This is a genomic window from Labilibaculum sp. (assembly GCF_963664555.1).
In the GTDB taxonomy this organism is placed as follows: domain Bacteria; phylum Bacteroidota; class Bacteroidia; order Bacteroidales; family Marinifilaceae; genus Labilibaculum.
In genome coordinates this window covers 2,147,032-2,165,001 of record NZ_OY761461.1, presented here as the reverse complement: position 1 = coordinate 2,165,001, position 17,970 = coordinate 2,147,032, and the positions used below count along the sequence as shown (strand labels likewise).

The 17,970-nt window shown below is 36.0% G+C and carries 13 protein-coding genes and 1 riboswitch; of the genes, 8 read left to right on the top strand and 5 right to left on the bottom strand.

Going from position 1 to position 17,970, the window contains the following annotated elements; translation table 11 throughout:
* Positions 1-31 precede the first annotated feature (31 nt).
* Positions 32-238, bottom strand: a riboswitch (cobalamin riboswitch).
* 156 nt (positions 239-394) lie between these two features.
* On the bottom strand, positions 395-1,393 hold the full coding sequence (locus ACKU4N_RS08545; RefSeq protein ID WP_321322453.1) for a TIM barrel protein: 999 nt from the start codon (positions 1,391-1,393) through the stop codon (positions 395-397).
* Positions 1,394-1,837: 444 nt separating this feature from the next.
* Here ACKU4N_RS08545 and ACKU4N_RS08540 point away from each other — a divergent pair, with 444 nt between their 5' ends.
* Positions 1,838-2,434 (top strand): T9SS type A sorting domain-containing protein, encoded by a 597-nt coding sequence (locus ACKU4N_RS08540; protein WP_321322450.1) that lies wholly within the window; start codon positions 1,838-1,840, stop codon positions 2,432-2,434.
* Between the two features lie 157 nt (positions 2,435-2,591).
* On the opposite strand, the gene ACKU4N_RS08535 is transcribed toward ACKU4N_RS08540, so the two are convergent.
* On the bottom strand, positions 2,592-3,365 hold the full coding sequence (locus tag ACKU4N_RS08535) for a hypothetical protein (RefSeq protein ID WP_321322449.1): 774 nt from the start codon (positions 3,363-3,365) through the stop codon (positions 2,592-2,594).
* 822 nt (positions 3,366-4,187) lie between these two features.
* Here ACKU4N_RS08535 and ACKU4N_RS08530 point away from each other — a divergent pair.
* Together ACKU4N_RS08530 and ACKU4N_RS08525 are read left to right on the top strand one after the other, a co-directional pair.
* Positions 4,188-5,207, top strand: coding sequence for a transglutaminase-like domain-containing protein (locus ACKU4N_RS08530; RefSeq protein WP_321322447.1), 1,020 nt, complete (start codon positions 4,188-4,190; stop codon positions 5,205-5,207).
* Positions 5,208-5,357: 150 nt separating this feature from the next.
* Entirely contained in the window at positions 5,358-5,615 is a 258-nt protein-coding gene (locus tag ACKU4N_RS08525) for a hypothetical protein (RefSeq protein WP_321322445.1), read from the top strand.
* Positions 5,616-5,729: 114 nt separating this feature from the next.
* Here ACKU4N_RS08525 and ACKU4N_RS08520 read toward each other — a convergent pair whose 3' ends face one another.
* A complete protein-coding gene (locus ACKU4N_RS08520; protein WP_321322443.1) occupies positions 5,730-7,103 on the bottom strand; it encodes an MATE family efflux transporter in 1,374 nt (457 codons plus the stop codon).
* Positions 7,104-7,334: 231 nt separating this feature from the next.
* Between ACKU4N_RS08520 and ACKU4N_RS08515 the strand changes: the two genes are divergently transcribed.
* The 5 genes from ACKU4N_RS08515 to ACKU4N_RS08495 all read left to right on the top strand — a co-directional run bounded on the left by ACKU4N_RS08515 (position 7,335) and on the right by ACKU4N_RS08495 (position 14,272).
* Positions 7,335-7,754 carry a hypothetical protein gene (locus tag ACKU4N_RS08515; RefSeq protein WP_321322441.1) on the top strand — a complete coding sequence of 140 codons (420 nt, stop codon included), beginning with the start codon at positions 7,335-7,337 and terminating at the stop codon, positions 7,752-7,754.
* 235 nt (positions 7,755-7,989) lie between these two features.
* A complete protein-coding gene (locus tag ACKU4N_RS08510) occupies positions 7,990-8,247 on the top strand; it encodes a hypothetical protein (protein WP_321322439.1) in 258 nt (85 codons plus the stop codon).
* Between the two features lie 81 nt (positions 8,248-8,328).
* Positions 8,329-9,852, top strand: a complete 1,524-nt coding sequence (locus ACKU4N_RS08505; RefSeq protein WP_321322437.1) for an efflux RND transporter periplasmic adaptor subunit — start codon at positions 8,329-8,331, stop codon at positions 9,850-9,852.
* 159 nt (positions 9,853-10,011) lie between these two features.
* On the top strand, positions 10,012-13,104 hold the full coding sequence (locus tag ACKU4N_RS08500) for an efflux RND transporter permease subunit (RefSeq protein WP_321322435.1): 3,093 nt from the start codon (positions 10,012-10,014) through the stop codon (positions 13,102-13,104).
* The gene (locus ACKU4N_RS08495) at positions 13,097-14,272 is read left to right on the top strand and encodes a TolC family protein (protein ID WP_321322433.1); all 1,176 of its coding nucleotides are present in this window, start codon (positions 13,097-13,099) and stop codon (positions 14,270-14,272) included. Before ACKU4N_RS08500 ends, ACKU4N_RS08495 begins: the two co-directional genes overlap by 8 nt.
* A 365-nt stretch (positions 14,273-14,637) precedes the next feature.
* On the opposite strand, the gene ACKU4N_RS08490 is transcribed toward ACKU4N_RS08495, so the two are convergent.
* A complete protein-coding gene (locus ACKU4N_RS08490) occupies positions 14,638-15,177 on the bottom strand; it encodes a hypothetical protein (protein WP_321322431.1) in 540 nt (179 codons plus the stop codon).
* A gap of 171 nt (positions 15,178-15,348) precedes the next feature.
* Positions 15,349-17,826, bottom strand: coding sequence for an AsmA-like C-terminal region-containing protein (locus ACKU4N_RS08485; RefSeq protein ID WP_321322429.1), 2,478 nt, complete (start codon positions 17,824-17,826; stop codon positions 15,349-15,351).
* Between the last annotated feature and the right edge of the window lie 144 nt (positions 17,827-17,970).

Sequence of the window (17,970 nt, the reverse complement as noted above, 5' to 3'; positions counted from 1 at the left end):
TACCTTCGTTACTCAGTTCCCCGAAGTTACGAAACAGTTCAATTTATCAGGCAGGTCTTCTGGCTTTACCCAATTCTAACGCCTTCCCATGTAAAACTACATTCACATAGTGGCTGAGTTGTTAGAACTTGTCAATGAAAAATCATTGAGGGCTTACAGCTGCGGGGACAGCTCCGGTATTACACCGGATTCCCATTTTAATTCTCAAAAGAGAGAAACCCAATTCCTGCAAATCTATGGAATATTTTAGAAAAAGAAGAGGTTTTAAAAAAGCAATCAAGAATAACTGTCGTACAAAAACAAAAAGACTGAATCGTATCGTGCGAAACAGTCTTTAGTTATAAGGTATGAAAGCGTAAAAAATGATATTGCAGGGACTCGCCCTGGCGAGTTACTAGCGTAAGGCATTCAGCTGAACATCCAATTTCTCTGAATATTCGTTGATATCCTTTGTAATGAATTCATGAATTACAATTTCAGGTGTTATCTCATAAATTATTTCTTTTACACGCTTACTCGTAAATGGCAAATGCTGATCAATCTGCAAAACATGATTACGCGCAGCAGTATATTTCCCGGTGTGATTTAAGTCCGTCCATCCTGCTGGCAAACCATTCATAACCTGTTTCGTCTGATATTCTCCGGATAAACTCAAGTTCAAATGAAGACTCTTAATTTTCGCCTGAATATCCTTAGACAATCGTGATACGCGATCCAAAACAAAATCAATGGCCTCATCCTCACATCTCAATGCAATATTGGTATTCATTAAATGTCCTGTATCCAAAAGTAAATTCCAATTTGAAAAATTCAATCGGGATGCAAAATCATCGGCCTCAGCCGGAAACAAAAAATCCAGACCAGGCCACCACAAATTTTCGATGGCTAATGTAACCGGAGGCTCTCCATCACCAAATTCCTGAGCCGTTCTGTTCAGTATTTCTGCTAAACCCGTCATTACCTCAGTGCTTTTATAGTTAAAATCACGCGTAAAAGCATGTTCCAATTCGACATGTGCCGCATGTATAACAGCATGAGCTGGTTGAAAATGTGCTGCGTATTCCCACAATTTCCTCTGAGAAGCAATCATTTCTGCAGCATTCGTACCTCCGCAGCAAAATTGCAAATGCTCGGCTGACATATTAGGAAAATAATATTTGGCAGCATCCTCTCCTTTTCGCCAAACATCCAACCAGGTTACCCAAAATGGCAAATGAACACTTTTAACTATTCCTTTTGGGATTTTTTCGGATGGAGAATCATAACCGATTAATAATTCAACCCCATCTATTTTTTTTTCAGTTACATATTCTTCCAATCCTTTCCATCCGTTCTCAAAACGATTCAAATCGGATGGATGAACAGAGAAGTCCATTAAATTTTTATAATTCATTCTTTATAAGGTGTGAGATATGAGAATTCAGATGATTTGTATGTTTTAGCAATGTTGATCCATTGTTTTTATTTCGAATTCTAAAATTAGACTTTACGATTGATTTTCATGATACAATTTGAGATGATTTTCGATCCTTTTTTTATTCATCAGATGAAAAAATGACGTTTTGCCCCTTTTTCACAAAATTCGAAAACGTTATCATAAAAACAAATTTGTCATTTCATGGTTAATAATGACAAAATTCTTTATTAAATCCTTGTAACGCAAACAATTTCGGGAGCTTTCGCAACCGTTTTAAGTTGTTTTTTTTGTTATTTCTTCAATTTCGGGAGTTATTATTTAGATCATTTCTATGATTTATTTCTAGATTTACAATGTCAGCCAATCACAAATAACCGATGGTTGATTTTGTAAATAATTACTCATTTAAATTTTTAAAAGATGAAAACAAAAAACACATTTAAAGGATTGGTATTCGGAGCAATACTATTCTTAAGCGCAAGTTCAGCATTTGCAACCGGAAACATTCGAATCAACCCTTATTTGGATACTGATTTATCAATTGTATCTATTATCAATCCAACCGAATCATTGCTTAAAATGAAAATTTACGATGAAGCTGGAAACTTGTATTATTCAAACAAAGTAAGTGGTGAAACAACAGCTCAAAAACTGTTTGATTTCTCTTATCTTGAAGATGGAACCTACAAAATTGTTTTAACTGGTAAAGGAGATAATATTGAAAAAGAATTTGTAGTTGCCAACAACAAACTTGTTGCAGAATTAGCTGAGAACACTGCAGAAAAAACTCTTTTCAGAACAGAGGATAACAATTTGTTTGTAACCTACCTGTCTTTTGAAAACAAAGCATTCAACATTTCAATAAATGATGAATTTGGAAATGAAGTATTTAATGGCTCTTATGCATCAGAACCGACTTTCTCTAAAAAATTCAATGTAGAAGCATTGCCAAAAGGAGATTATAAAGTTCGTTTAGTGTCGGATAAAAAAGAGTACAACTATGCCTTCAGAAAATAGTGACCAAAGCGGTTCCAATGACCAGATGATTCAAAAGAATCATTCCTATATAATAAGTGTAAGCCCAGAGAAATCGGACCTACACTTATTTTTTTGCTTTATAAAAAACGCCTCCCGCAGAAGGCATTTTATTCTTTCTCAATTAAAACTTCAATAATTACAACTCTTCTGACTGACTAAAAGCTTCTTCTTTTGAAACAGGAATCTCACCAAGCGGTGCTGCAGGGATCCTCTTCTTCTTTAATTCAATTTTGGCATTCATTTTTCGCACCTTATGAATTAAGTAGCTAAACATATACTCTTCAGCTTTTGATTCATCTTCTTTCATGAGCATTTTCCCAGTTTTCGAGATATCGCTTAACTGCTTCCAAAAACGATTCAGTTCGGCATTATTATCAACAACCAATTGCTTGCGTTCACTCGTTTTTTGTTCCTGTAACAAGTTTAAATCATATACTTTCTGAGTCATCTGCTCCAGCTCAGTTCCTAAATTCTCTTTATAGCCTTTCTCTTTTAATGCATCAAGATTTTTAGCAATATTTTGCTGAATCACTTTTATTTTGGCACAATAGCCTTCAACATTCCTTAAGCGGATCATTTTCTTCGCTTCTTTTACCCCAAAATCGGAGGCTTTAACAAGCATTAACTTGTTTGCCCGTTGAGTATAAGCCGAGATCAATTCCAACTTATGAAGAATTGCATCAAGGCTACTATACAAATCAGAAGTAATTTTTTTAATCTCAGCAGTTTGTGTTTTCGACTGAGTAAGATCGGCCACACGATTAATCCCGGTTTGTAAATCAGCAACAAACTCATCATTAAACTCCGGCGAAAAATTTGAGAATTTTTCACGATCGCGTAAAAATAATTGCAATAGAATCTCTCCCACTACCGGCAGCTCTTCTTGTCTGAATTTATAATATAAACCCATGTGTAAATAATTAGTTTGATTAATACTATGTTGATTTTAAAATAATTTGTTCCAAATCTCAACTAACCAACTCCCCAAGCACACTTCATATTTATTTTTAAACTTTTTACTTTCAATAAATAACAGACTGTTATACCCTTCAAATTTTATCTTTTCAATTCAATAACTTACAACCTATTTTTACTCCCTTGAATTACATTCCAACTCCCTGAAGCTACATTTCGACTCCCTTGAGCTGCATCATAAATCCCTTTGCTTACAATCCAAGTCCCCTGACTTACATTCACAGCCCCTTAGTTAACATACAAAGCACTTCAAACAACATTTAAACTCCCTTTGATAACATCTGCAGTAAATAAAGTTTATTTCTCAGTTACAAAGCCAGCAATTCACTTCTTTCCAATCCAACCCCAAACAAAACCACTGACACAAACAACTCTTTACCAGACAACAAAAACAAAAACAATCAAAAAGAACGACGAAACTATCAGCAAATAAGTATAAAGATATTGAAAGCATACCTAAATTAGTTTATTCCGCATAATTCATCAAATATTTTAACATTAATTTTACATATAACAAAACCCCATGAAACATTGAGTTGCAGGAAGCATGATAATGAGAATCATCATTAAAAACATGATTTTTCCCAACCTGTAAAACCGATTTAGGAACAGATCAGACCCAATTTCGATTAAAAAAATCAACTCTCTTTATTTAGAAATTTAAAAATCAATCTTTGCTTTGTTATGCAAATGCATTGGACTACTTTTGCATCCAATTTTGCTAAAAACCGGGGAAATCCCATCTAAAATGAAAAGAATGAGACTACTACTAATTATAACTGCTGTCCTGCTGTGCAGCTGCAGTCATTTGCCCGAAAGAAATTTCGAATTCAATTACAAAGTTAGTTTGCCGGCCAATTCTGCACAAAATATTAAAATTTGGATTCCTATACCTACAAGCAACAAGGTTCAAAACATCAGTGAACTATCAATTGATACTGATTTGGAATACGAGATGAAAAAGGAACAGAAGAATGGCAACACATACCTTTATAGTGCAATAAATGGCGGACTTGCCAAACCGACTGATATCAACATCCGTTTTAGGGTGAACAGAAAACAAATGGGTAATATTGATATTGAAGAAATAAACCAATCGAACGCTTTAAATTCGAACAGACTTGTTCCTGTAGGTGGTAGATTTGATTCTATTATCGGGGCAAATGCCTTTAGCTCCAAAGATATGAAGGCTGTATACAATTTTGTATTGAATGAAATGCACTACGGAAAACCCAAAGCGAAGAATGAATCGGATTCCTATTATACCAGTTTGCCTGATGTAATTAAAAATGGCATTACGAAAGACAGTGTTGTGAATTTATATGAGCGGTCTAAAGAATATGGCGGAGAATACACATTTGGGAATGGCAATGCCAACTATGCATGTGATATTTCGGTAGGTAATTGTACCGATTTCCATTCTTATTTCATGTCTTTATCTAGAAGCTTACATGTTCCGGCCCGATTCCACATAGGTTTCTCTATTCCTTTAGGGAATGAAGGAAACATTGAAGGTTATCATTGCTGGGCTGATTTTTCCCAAAATAACAACACGTGGACTCCTGTGGATATTTCGGAAGCAGACAAAGATGCTGGTAAAGCTGAATATTATTTCGGAAATCTTGATGAAAACAGAGTTGAATTTACTCAGGGAAGAGATCTTGAATTGGAAAACTATAAAAATGGTTTGGTTAACTTTTTTATCTATCCTCTTTTGGAAGAAGATGGAAAAACAAGTGCAAATTACAGTAAAGAATTCTCGTTTAAAGAAATTTAATATTACCTAACCTAAAAAACTATTATATAACAGATTATACTTAAACAAAAACATTTGTTAAAATAAATAAGAAAGGATATATTCACTTTCTTTTTTAAGGATAAAAAAATGTATTTTTAAAACCAATTATACCACTATTAATTAATTATTATGAAAAAATTATTATTTGCTGTTGCAATCTGCGGATTCGTATTTACTTCTTGTGGAAACAAAACCAAAGCTGCTGCTTCTGAAGAAAAAGCATGTTGTTCAAAAGAAAAAACTGAAGCTTCTGCAGAACTTGAAAAAGATGCTGATAAATGTTGTTCTGCTAAAGCTGAATGTACAAAGGATACTACTGCAGCAGAAGAAGTAACAGCTACAGAAGAAGTTGTTGTTGAAGAGGTTGCTGCGGAAGAAGCAAAATAAGAAGGTACTCTGCCTGCACCAAAAAATGTTGCAGGAAATAAACAGAATACAAACAAAGTAAAAATCAGCCATGGAGTTTTTCTCTATGGCTTTTTTTTTAAAATCGAATAGAAATTACATTTTTACTGCCTGCAAAAGCTTATTGGAAAGCCCCCTAAACCGAATCATGAAAAGAAAAGAGGCTACCCCTAATCCAGCAGGCAATCCCCACCAAATTCCCACTTCATCCATTCCAAAAACAAAGGCACACAAATATCCGGTAGGCAATGAAACCAGAAAGTAGGCAATAAATGTAAGTAAGGTAGGAATATTCACATCCGACATTCCCCTTAAAATACTTCCAAATACAATCTGAAGGGCATCAAAAAACTGATAGATTACCATCACAATCAGAAACTGAGCTGCTAATTGAATAACTGCCGGCTCTTGCGTAAACCAAGTGGGTAAAATATGCCGAAAGCTTACAAAAAGTATACACATAACCACTACTATCACCAGCACCAAATGAATTGCAGCCCAACCAGAATTCTTCATTTCGCGGATACGTTTCTCGCCCAGCAAAGACGAAATCCGAATGGTTGTGCTTGCCGCAATTCCCTGATAAATCATAAAACTAACCGTAGATAAACTCAATACAATTTGATGTGCTGCCAACCCTTCAACGCTAATCCAGCCCATCATTATGGTACTCAGCATAAATGCCGAAGCTTCCATTACCAGCTGCGAACCAATGGGTAATCCCAATTGCCAAATTCGCCAAAAATCTTTCAAACAATAAACCGACTCTTTGATCATTTCCCGATATGGCTTAAAAAATCCTCCAGTCCGAAAAACCCAGAAAAAGGCAATTGCCATAAACCCACGGGCAATTAAGGTACCATAACCCGCTCCGTTTAAACCCATTGCCGGCAAACCAAATTTCCCGTTAATCAATATGTAGTTTGCAATTACATTTACCAAATTGGCAAGCAGCATGATATTCATAGCTACTTTAGTATTGGCAAGTCCTTCGCCAAATTGCTTGTATCCCATAAAAATCATCATGGGCAATATACTGGCTGCCAAAATCCACAGATAACTTTTCGCATCATTGATTATTTCCGATGGCTGTCCCATTCTTCCCATAAAAAGGCTAAGCAATAAAATTACAACGCTTAGTAATATTCCCATAAATATCATTGCCAACATGCCGTTTTTAAACCACGATCCAATTTTCAATTTCTTGAAATCACCCCTGGCCTCACCCACCAAAGGAGTAATTGAATATGAAAATCCGGTACCGAAAATAATCACCAACCAAAAAATTGTATTGGCAAAAGAAGCAGCTGCAAGTTCATGCGTTCCCAAATGACCAATCATCATGTTGTCAACCAATCCAACGGTGATTTGTCCCAATTGCGCTAAAACTACCGGCAATCCAAGTTTTACAATTGGACCGTAATGAGGCAAATATGCTTGCAGGCAAAAGGCTTTCGATATTCTGTTCATGCTAATTTAAAATGTAACTCAAAAATAAGTTGGATATTCCATTTGGGGAAGGACATCTGTCTTAGGGCCGACAAATGTAAACATCACAATCGAATGCTCCAATTCTAATTGAGTAAATACAATTTTTCCAATCAGACAACAAACTATTTCGGTTCATGAAATTGCAATCCCAACAATTAGGTATTGGATATCAGTCAACGAACATCTATATTTGCTGCATATTTTTCGCAAATGAGGAATTTCAAGAAACAAATGTTATGTCTGCTCATGTTAATACCAATGTTGGTATTGCTTGCTCATGATGTAATTCCTCACAACCACCACATTCACAACATCAATGAAGATCAGCAGGTTTCGATTCTTCATGTTCATCAACATGTAGTTTCCAATGCCTGCAATCACCACAATCATGGTGAAGCGAATTGGAACCATCAACGCGAAACCAATAGTGAATCTTGTTGCATTCTTACTCACAACCGGGTTCAAAAAGAAGCTAAATACCAAATCTTCCTTAAAGCAGATGCAATTCGGCTTGATTCGGAAAACATACAAAAAGTTAAAAAATTCAGGGTTCACAACTACATCCTGATTCCTGAACCGCTCCGGTTCTCACCTCTTAGAAGAGGTCCTCCACGTTCAACCTTAGTGTAGACTTACTGATAATTACAGATTATTAGTTGGCAGAAGATTCTATGAACAAAACTCTGCTATTTAATCCGACAGAGAGTGAATAGTTTGCCTGCCAAAACTGCACCCTTTCAAATCCGCGAAAAAGTTAATATTACAATCACCTGCCTTGGCATTGTAATGTATCTTTTTGTAGATCTGTTTGATCTATAAGAAACATGCATTTTCAAGACACAAGCATTACTCAAAAATTAATCGAATGAAAAAATTACTACTTATTCTGGCAATCAGTGGATTGGTATTCATATCTTGTGCCAATTCAGAAAAAAAAGCAAAAAATGAAACCACTGAAGATCACCATGATTGTGATCACAATCATGGTGATGCCACACATTCTCACCATGCAGATGCCAGTCATCAGGAAGAATTTACAGTAGATTCAACCAAGCACGCAACAAATGATACAGTTGCTGAACACACTCATGTTCACGAAGAAGAACACGGGCAACAGCACTAGAAAACAGCAAATGAATCGGGGGAAACATTCCTCTTATTCATTACCAATTGATTTTTGAGAATCCATAATAAAACAGAAAATATGAGACAATATATATGGATAAGCTTTTGCTTATCAATTCTATTTGCAGCCTGTAAACCTTCAGTCAATTCAAATGCCGGACACGAAGGGCACGATCATTCTGCCGGTGCAGAAACACACGAGGATCATGCAACAAAAAGCCTGACCTTGTTTAATGACCAAACTGAACTATTTGTTGAGTTTCCGACCTTGATGCTGGGACATACAAGTCAATTTTTGGCTCACCTCACCAATTTGGAAAGCTACAAGCCATACACAGAAGGAAAGTTAACCGTTAGCCTGATAAAAGGAAAAAAAGGAGTTCGACAAATAGTTGATGCTCCGGAAAGAGAAGGAATATTTACTCCCAGCCTAATGGCAAAGGAAGCCGGAATTTACACTTTGGTTTTCGAAGTTGAATCGAAATACGGTAAAGAAAGGTTCGAGGCAGATAATGTTCGTGTTTACAAAGATCACGAAGAAGCTGAACAAGCTATACCTGCAGAGGAAAAAGAAGCAACCAGTTTCCTGAAAGAACAAGCCTGGAAAATTGATTTTGCCACCTCCGAAGCCAAACTAAGTCCGTTTCAGCAAATCATTAAAACAACCGGAAGTTTAATACCAGCTGTTAACATGAAAAAACAAATTGTAGCCAAAAGCAACGGTATTGTTCATTTTCAATCCCAGGATCTTGTTCCGGGCAAAACCATTAAAAAGAACGATCCTATATTCAACCTTTCAGGAAATGGCTTGGCCGGCAATAATATTACCACACAATTTACCGAAGCCAAAACCAATCTGGAAAAAGCTAAATCGACTTTCGAGAGAGCCAAAACATTACACAAAGATCAAATTATATCTGAAAAAGATTATTTAGAGGCAAAAAGCAATTTCGAGAATGCAAACGTAAATTACAAGAGCATCAATAAAGATTACAATTCAAATGGTTTTTTGATTGCTTCGCCTGTCAGCGGATTTATTTGTGATGTTTATGTGAACGAAGGACAGTATGTTGAAAAAGGAGATGTATTGGCAAAAGTCGATCAGGGATCAAAATTATTACTCAAAGCGGATGTGTATCAGAAACACCTTCAGCAATTGGCACATATTAAATCGGCGAACTTTAAATTACCGTATAGCGAACAGGTATTCGATACAGAAAAGCTGAACGGAAGATTAATAGCCTATGGTAAAGACATACACGAAGAAGATTATACAACACCTCTGTATTTCGAACTGGACCTTACTCCGGATTTATATGCCGGATCGTTTGTTGAGGTTTATTTGAAATCAGAGCGGTCATCAAATGTTCTTCATATCGAAAAATCCGCTGTTCTGGAAGATCAGGGACTAAAATATGTGTTTGTGCAATTGTCCGGTGAAAGCTTCGAAAAACGATTTGTGACAATTGGTGTCAGCAATGGCCGCGAAGTAGAAATTACGTCAGGACTAAGAGCCGGCGAACGTGTTGTAAGTAAGGGTGTTTATTTTGTAAAACTAGCCTCAATGGCAGGTGCATTACCAGCACATACGCACGAGCATTAGAACCTGCTGTTTCTTATTCGTATCCTCCCTTCGGATCCGATGAGACTAATACAAAATTCTTTTCAGGCAACGATTTGCAGAAATGCTGCAGATAACACCCTGAAAAAGAAAGCAACATAAAATTAAATCAATTATAATCGTCGATAAAAATAAAATATCGTGTTAAATAAAATCATACAATATGCGTTACACAATCGTATTCTTGTGCTGTTTGTATCCATCCTCCTAATTTTAGGTGGCAGTTACACCACAGCAAACATGGATGTGGATGTGTTTCCCGATCTGACTGCCCCAACTGTGGTAGTTATGACTGAAGCTCACGGAATGGCTCCCGAGGAAGTTGAAAAACTGGTCACCTTCCCCATCGAAACAGCTGTTAACGGAGCTACCAATGTTAGAAGATTACGTTCCTCCTCATCAGCAGGATTCTCCATTGTATGGATCGAATTCGAATGGGGAACCGACATTTATAAAGCCCGGCAAATTGTAAGCGAAAAGCTGTTGGCGGTTGCCGAAAGCCTGCCCGAAGGAGCTGGAAATCCAAGTTTGGCTCCTCAATCGTCAATAATGGGAGAAGTTTTGATGATTGGACTGCAATCGGACAGCATTTCCCCAATGGAACTAAGAACTCTGGCAGACTGGACCATTCGTCCACATTTGCTGGCCATAAACGGAGTTGCTCAGGTGGTAGTTATTGGCGGCGAATTCAAGCAATATCAGATCTTAGCCAATCCTCAAAAAATGAGGTATTTCAAAGTCGGTATTGATGAACTAATGAAAGCGGCCCGGGCTACCAACCAGAATTCTGCCGGTGGATTTATCAACGAATACGGAAACCAGTACAACATAAGAGGGATTGCCCGCACATCAGATTTTGAAGAATTGGGTAACTCTGTTGTGAAAATGTACAACAATATACCCGTACGAATCAGCGATATTGCTGAAATAAAAGCTGCCGCAGCTCCAAAACTTGGTTTGGGAACCATTAACAGTGAGCAGGCAGTCTTGTTAACGGTAAAAAAACAACCAGGCATCAATACACTAAAGCTGACCGAAAAATTGGATCAGTCTATTGCAGAATTATCAAAATCATTACCGGCAGGGGTTACTGTGAACACACACATTTTCCGTCAGGCGGATTTTATTAACTCATCTATTGGGAATGTTAAAAAAGCACTGATGGAAGGTTCCATTTTTGTGATTGTGATTTTACTGGTATTTCTGATGAACTACAGAACAACCATAATTTCACTTTTAGCAATTCCAATTTCGCTTTTGGTAACCATGATCACCCTCAAATTTCTGGGCATTACCATTAACACTATGACTTTAGGAGGTATGGCCATTGCTGTTGGAGATTTAGTTGATGATGCGATCATTGATGTTGAGAACGTATACAAACGACTAAAGCAAAATCATCTTCTACCAAAAGAACAGAGAAAAAAGCCAATTAAAATTGTTTATTCTGCATCCTGTGAGATCCGTTCTTCCATTATCAACGCAACCTTTATTATTATCGCTGCCTTTTTGCCCTTATTTTTCCTAAGCGGAATGGAAGGCCGAATGCTTCAGCCACTTGGCATTGCATTTATCGTTTCTCTTTTTGCATCGTTGGTTGTTGCGCTTACTCTTACTCCTGTTTTGTGCAGTTTTATGCTTACCAGCAATAAGATGCTCGACAGAAAGAACAAAGAAAGCTGGCTGGTTACTCATTTAAACAAATGGTATGGCCATTCTCTTGAGAAAGCCCTGCAGTATAAAAAATGGATATTGGGAAGTGCCGCCCTCCTATTTGTTATCTCAATTTTTATCCTTTCGGGATTAGGCAGAAATTTCCTTCCCGAATTCAACGAAGGCTCTCTAACCATTACTGCGATAACCAAACCGGGAATTTCCTTGGAAGAATCAAACAAGATTAAAGTTTTGGCCGAAAATGCATTGAGAACAGTTCCTGAAATCAGTTTAACTGCCCGACGAACAGGCCGATCTGAACTGGATGAGCATTCGTTTGGTGTAAATACTTCTGAAATTGAAGTGCCTTTTACATTGACTGAACGAACTAAATCTGAATTCCTTCTGGAAGTTCGTGAAAAACTGAATCACATATCCGGAGTCAATTTTGCGATAGGACAACCCTTAGGACACCGAATAGATCATATTCTTTCCGGTACTAAAGCCAATATTGCGATCAAAATTTTTGGTGATGATTTGAATTTAATGTTCAAGCTGGCAAATGATATCAAAGCATCAATTTCTCCAATAAAAGGTGTTGTTGATGTGAATGTGGAACAACAAGTAGAAATTCCACAAATTAGAATTTTGCCAAAGCGTGATATGCTGGCTAAATATGGAATTTCAATCGCTCAATTCTCCGAATTTATTCATGTAGCATTTGGTGGATCGAAAGTTTCGGATGTGTTTGAAGGAATCAGGGCTTTCGATTTGGTCGTAAAGTACAACGAAGAAAACAGAGGCAGTTATGATGCCATTCAAAATGCCTTAATTGATACATGGGATGGAAAAAAAATCCCTTTTAGTTATGTCGCAGAAATTCAATCACTATCGGGTCCAAATACCATTCACCGAGAAAACGTTCAACGCAAACTAGTTGTTTCGGCCAATGTTGCCGACCGCGATCTTCGAAGTGTGGTTACTGATATTCAAAACATAGTTGAAAAAGATGTAACATCTCCTGAGGGGTATAGAATTGAATACGGTGGTCAGTTTGAAAGTGAAGCAAAAGCTTCCCGGGTATTAATGATTGCCTCAATTTTCAGTTTGCTTATTATTTTCCTTCTGCTATTTCAAGAATTTAGAAGTACTCAACTGGCGGGGATCATTTTGTTGAATTTACCCCTGGCGCTTATTGGAGGTGTTTTTACAATTTATTTCACATCCGGAATGCTTAGTATACCGGCAATCATTGGATTCATCACCCTGTTTGGTATTGCTACCCGAAATGGTATTTTACTCATCTCGAACTACCAAAGTATGAAAGGGAAAGGCAATACAATCAAGGATATTATTGTTCAGGGATCTGTTCACAGATTGAGTCCAATCCTAATGACAGCTTTAACAGCAGCACTGGCGTTAATTCCAATGGCAATAGCTGGTGACCAGCCAGGAAATGAAATTCAGAGTCCGATGGCTGTGGTAATTCTTGGCGGCCTATTGAGTTCTACCCTCTTGAATATTTATATTATTCCGATCGTGTATCTGCTACTGAATACTAAAACCAAAGGAAATGCTTAAAACTTTATTATTTATCATCATAACTGGATTGGGCTTTCAAGGAATGGCTCAATCCTCCGTTCAGGAAATTCTAAAAGAGATTGAAAAAAACAATCCAAAACTTCAGGCACATCAGCAATATTTAGAGGCACAAAAATTAGGAATACGGTCTCAAAATAATTTGGCCAATCCTGAATTGGAATGGGAAAAAAGTTTTTCTTCTCAGGAAGGCAAACCCTACGAAATTTTAGTAAGTCAGAGTTTTGATTTTCCAACCAGCTATATCTACAAAAATCAGATTCGAGATGAGAAAATAACGAATCTGCAAAATATACAGGCAAAAGTAAGACAAGACATTTTACTGGAAACAGAATTGATTTGTTTTGAGCTTATTTATCGAAACAAACAAAATATCGAGTTGAGTGAAAGATTGGATAATGCCGAAAAATTAACACGCTTTTTTGAGAAGAGGCTGCAAGAAGGGGATGCCAACATACTTGAGGTGAACAAAATTAAAATGCTCTCTCTCAACACCAAGAATCAATTACAGCTGGTTCAAAATAAAATAACCAATTTGAAAGCTGATTTAATAAAACAAAATGGCGGACTGGAACTCAACTTGAATGAACTGGAATATCCCTCGGTGAGTATTGAAGAAGATGCAAAACAGATATTAGAAAAAGCTGTTAATGCTGATCCATATCTAAATCAACTAAGTTCGAATGAGAAGATGGCGGCGAAAGAAACTTCCTTGGTAAAAACAAATTCTCTTCCTAAGATATCAATCGGATATCGCTATTTAGGTTCAGGTTTGATGAAAGAAACCAACGGTATGAAACTCGGAATCAGCATTCCTTTGTGGGAAAATAGAAATAAGCTTAAGCAGGCAAAACTGATGGAACACTTTCGAAAAGAAGAGCTATCCTTCGAAAAAATGGATAAAGAAAATGAGTATGAGAAACTTTTTCAAACTTTTTTCAGTCTAAAATCAAGTCTGTCCGATTATCAAAATGTGTTTTCAGAAAAGAAATATGATTCTCTTTTGCGCAAGGCTCTTGATTTCGGCGAAATATCTGGAATTGAATATCTTATGGAGAGCATTTACTACTACGAAAGTTTCGATACTTATCTTGAAATTGAACATGAATACAACATCAACAAGGCGAAAATACTAAGGTATCTACTTTAATACTTATGTAGATTCATTAAAAATATCACTTTTCGTATAACTTTTTTGAAACCCTTAGCGTAGAAGTAGCAAAACGGTTTCCGTTTTTAAGGTTTAAAGTGAATAGATTAAAAAAGGATGGGGTGGTTACCATCCTTTTTTGTTGTCCAATAATTAGTATTTTTCATCGTAAATTATCAATATATTTATCAATTACTTGACAATAAAAAATTTATTCCTATATTTAAGTTGAATTCTCAATTGAAAATTCAGGTTATAAAGTGAATTAGAGAAGGGATGGAGTGGTTGCCATCCCTTTTTCATGCCTTTAATTTTATAAAATTCCAGATAATTTCGTTGTACTTTATGAAGACTAAATTTAAACTCTATTTTTCTTCATCCTGAGCTTTGCATACAACTCGTATCTCCCCTTTTTCCTCACCAAATCCTATTGATTGAAAACCAACATGTGTAATTTGTTTGTTCTCCAATAGAGGTTCCCAAGTCTGCAGATTGCCATTATCCAATAACTCATCATTTACAAATACTCTGTAATCTTTATAGTCGAAATTTGCCTGTTGCAAGATATTATTGATTTCTAACTGATGCTTTGCAAATCGATTGTACCATCCTTTTGCCACAAAACTCTTGGTTTGATAAACAATTATACCATTGAGCGCCAAAACACCATATTTATCGACATAAGATTGTACATCATCACCTTTAAGAATTTCAAGGTTTTGAATTGTGTTTGCATCAATACTATGCATAAACTCAGGATCTAAATACTGTTCCCCATCCAACAAAACCAAAGATTGTTTTGTCGGATCAGGAATTGAAGCATAATCCGTATGTAAATGGCTTTGCGCCTGGACTTCGCTTATATATAAAACTGACACTAATATTACAAGAAGAATTCTTATCATTTGATTAATTTTTAATGATTGGTGTAAAGTTGAAAACGATTAAAATTTTCAACTTTATGATTATAACAATAATCATTCCACAATCTCCTTATCAAGCAAAATTATATTCTAACAATAAAAAAACGGAGAACCTTAATGATTCTCCGTTCTATATTAAATGCAGTGCTCCTTCTACTTAAATAATTTCTTCAGTAAATCTTTCCCTTTCTTTTCCAATTCTTTCTTGGCCCGTCGTTCCAACTCTTTGGCCACAGCCTGCTGAGCCTGCTTAATTGCTTTACTTAAATCAAGCTTCACATTAGGATTATCAACTGTACCTGTAATCTTCACAGCAACATCAAGCTCTTTAACTTCATCGAAACCAGGTAATTTATCGAAATACTGATTTACCTCTTTGCCCAACTCATCTTTTGGCAATTTCATATCCATGGTAAAATTCAATTTTCCATCAACAGACTGAGTTCCGTAAATTTGTGCCGGATGACCTGCAACTTTAGCTTCAAACGGCTTTACCTCCACATTTCCATCAGTAATTACAAAATTCATATCGAATTGAGTTATCGAAATCCGTTTGTATTTGTCATTTTTTAATGCTGCAGCTAAGGCGTCGAAAGCTTTATTATCTTTTATCACAATCATTTTGGAATGAATTGCTCCATTTCCATTCAATGTATTCATTACCGGATTCATTTCCTGATCAAGCAAAGATGTAATCTTTAAATCGGATGAAATCTTACCGGAACAATTCATAGCAATTGGGAGCATCTTTTTAATCATGCTTAATGATTCGTATGCTGAATTGATATCAAAATCCTTCACATCCAAACCAAAATCAATGGCTGGTTTCTGAATATTCTTAGTATTGTAGGAACCATTCATTGTCATCGAGCCTTTTAACATATCCATGGATAAGTCAGTTAACTGTGCTTTAGCATTTTTAACAACAATTAGTCCCTTCATATTTTCGATATTCATTTTATCGAACCGTATCAGTTTCATCGAAGAAACCAATTTTAAGTCTAAATTAGCCGGAATTTCAATCACGCTTAATGGAATTGTATCCGAAACTGCTTTTGCATCCTCTTCCTCAGTCATAAATTCATTTATATCAAATAAATTTGAACTCAAAATGAAGTTTCCTTTTAAAACTTTATCTTTTAAAACGTAAGGGATATAGTCCTCAATTTTTCCTGTTAACTGAATATCAGAAACTCCTATTTTGGAGTTGAAAGAAGTCAGACTAATGTATTTTGGCGTAAAATTTAAAACAGAACTTATGATCTTAATTCCTTGAGGAAAATCAGGAGTGGAGAATTCAAAGTTTTTCAATTTCACATCTCCTTTGGTCGTAATTTTTTCATACTCTTCCTTTTCTATAGCAGACATTTTTCCGCTAAAACTAACATCAGAAGTAACAACACCTGTAATTTTGATACTATCCATTGGGATTGCGTGACGAATTTTTGCAAAATCAATCACTCCTTTAAATAAACCATTCACGTAAGGATCTGATATTGGATTCTTTACATGTATTTCTGCATCAAATGGATTGTTGGCAACCTCAAAATGAAATGAATTTACATCAGCTGTCAATAAATCCAGATCTCCTCCCGGATGTTTTACTTCCGCATTTATAGTAATATCGTTAATCGACTCTTTTAAATCAGGATATTTAAGGCTAGCCTTATGAACAGCTAACTTAGCACCAAATGACGGGATATAATCTTCTTTATAGTCCCCTTTTACGAAAGCTGTTAATACCAGAGTTCCATTAGTCTCTAATCCTTTAAGATCGGCTTTGAATACATCAGGAACCATTGAAAGTAAAGTTTTGAAATCTGCCTCTTGGGCATTCATTTTCAAATCCAGATTATAGCCATCTTCCAACATTCCAATATTTCCATCTACACCAAATACAAGTTCATTTAATGTGAGCTTATTCTCTTTAAATGTGAATATCATATTCTGAAGGTCAGCTCCCAGAACAGCATCAAGCGTAACATTCGCCTTTTTCAGATATTTTACGCCATCGTAATCCAAATCAATTCCTGTAATTTGCGACTTCACATTTAAATTCGTTGATTTCATTGAAAAATCACCATTTAGAGTCAAATCCAAATCATCTACAACAAGAACCGTTTTTATGGATGCATCCGCGTAACGCAAAAAGAAATCTTCAATACGAACTTCTTCAAAAATCACTTTAAAATCGGAAGCCCCACCAGTCTCCTCTTCCACCACTGCCTCATCAGATTCTTTTACAATATCCCAATTTGCTTTACCCAATTCCAAAACAACAGCATTTACTTTTGCGTTGGCCAGCACAATTGCCCCAACTTTTATTTGAGTGCCGGACAATGCTGAACCCAAATCGACTGCTGTATATAAACTACCAACTGAAGCTAAAGTGTCGTTTGCAAATTCATTTTTACCAACAACAGTAACATCTTCAAGCTCAACATAAAGGTTTGGGAAATTTTTGAACATCGATAATGACAAACCTCCTATTTCAACCTTGGCATCTATCGTATTATTAATTTCGGTTTTTACCCGCTCCAGTATTTTATCTTTAAAGAAAAAGGGTAAAATGATTAGCAGCGCTAAAAGTAAGACTACAAATCCTCCAAAAAATTTTAGAAACTTCTTCATTATATCATTTATTTATATGGTTTTACATAACAAAAGTACAAAACCTGAAGCATTATACTTGATTCAATGAAAAAATAATCATGAATAACGTAAATTTAGTTTTTTTAAACCGCAACTAAAATCCTAACTAAAAGATTTAGAGTT

Coding starts and splice junctions, on each gene's coding strand:
- ACKU4N_RS08485 (WP_321322429.1), bottom strand. CDS start 17,826: ATGAAGAAGTTTCTAAAATTTTTTGGAGGATTTGTAGTCTTACTTTTA.
- ACKU4N_RS08520 (WP_321322443.1), bottom strand. CDS start 7,103: ATGAACAGAATATCGAAAGCCTTTTGCCTGCAAGCATATTTGCCTCAT.
- ACKU4N_RS08545 (WP_321322453.1), bottom strand. CDS start 1,393: ATGAATTATAAAAATTTAATGGACTTCTCTGTTCATCCATCCGATTTG.
- ACKU4N_RS08490 (WP_321322431.1), bottom strand. CDS start 15,177: ATGATAAGAATTCTTCTTGTAATATTAGTGTCAGTTTTATATATAAGC.
- ACKU4N_RS08535 (WP_321322449.1), bottom strand. CDS start 3,365: ATGGGTTTATATTATAAATTCAGACAAGAAGAGCTGCCGGTAGTGGGA.
- ACKU4N_RS08495 (WP_321322433.1), top strand. CDS start 13,097: ATGCTTAAAACTTTATTATTTATCATCATAACTGGATTGGGCTTTCAA.
- ACKU4N_RS08505 (WP_321322437.1), top strand. CDS start 8,329: ATGAGACAATATATATGGATAAGCTTTTGCTTATCAATTCTATTTGCA.
- ACKU4N_RS08515 (WP_321322441.1), top strand. CDS start 7,335: ATGAGGAATTTCAAGAAACAAATGTTATGTCTGCTCATGTTAATACCA.
- ACKU4N_RS08530 (WP_321322447.1), top strand. CDS start 4,188: ATGAGACTACTACTAATTATAACTGCTGTCCTGCTGTGCAGCTGCAGT.
- ACKU4N_RS08510 (WP_321322439.1), top strand. CDS start 7,990: ATGAAAAAATTACTACTTATTCTGGCAATCAGTGGATTGGTATTCATA.
- ACKU4N_RS08525 (WP_321322445.1), top strand. CDS start 5,358: ATGAAAAAATTATTATTTGCTGTTGCAATCTGCGGATTCGTATTTACT.
- ACKU4N_RS08540 (WP_321322450.1), top strand. CDS start 1,838: ATGAAAACAAAAAACACATTTAAAGGATTGGTATTCGGAGCAATACTA.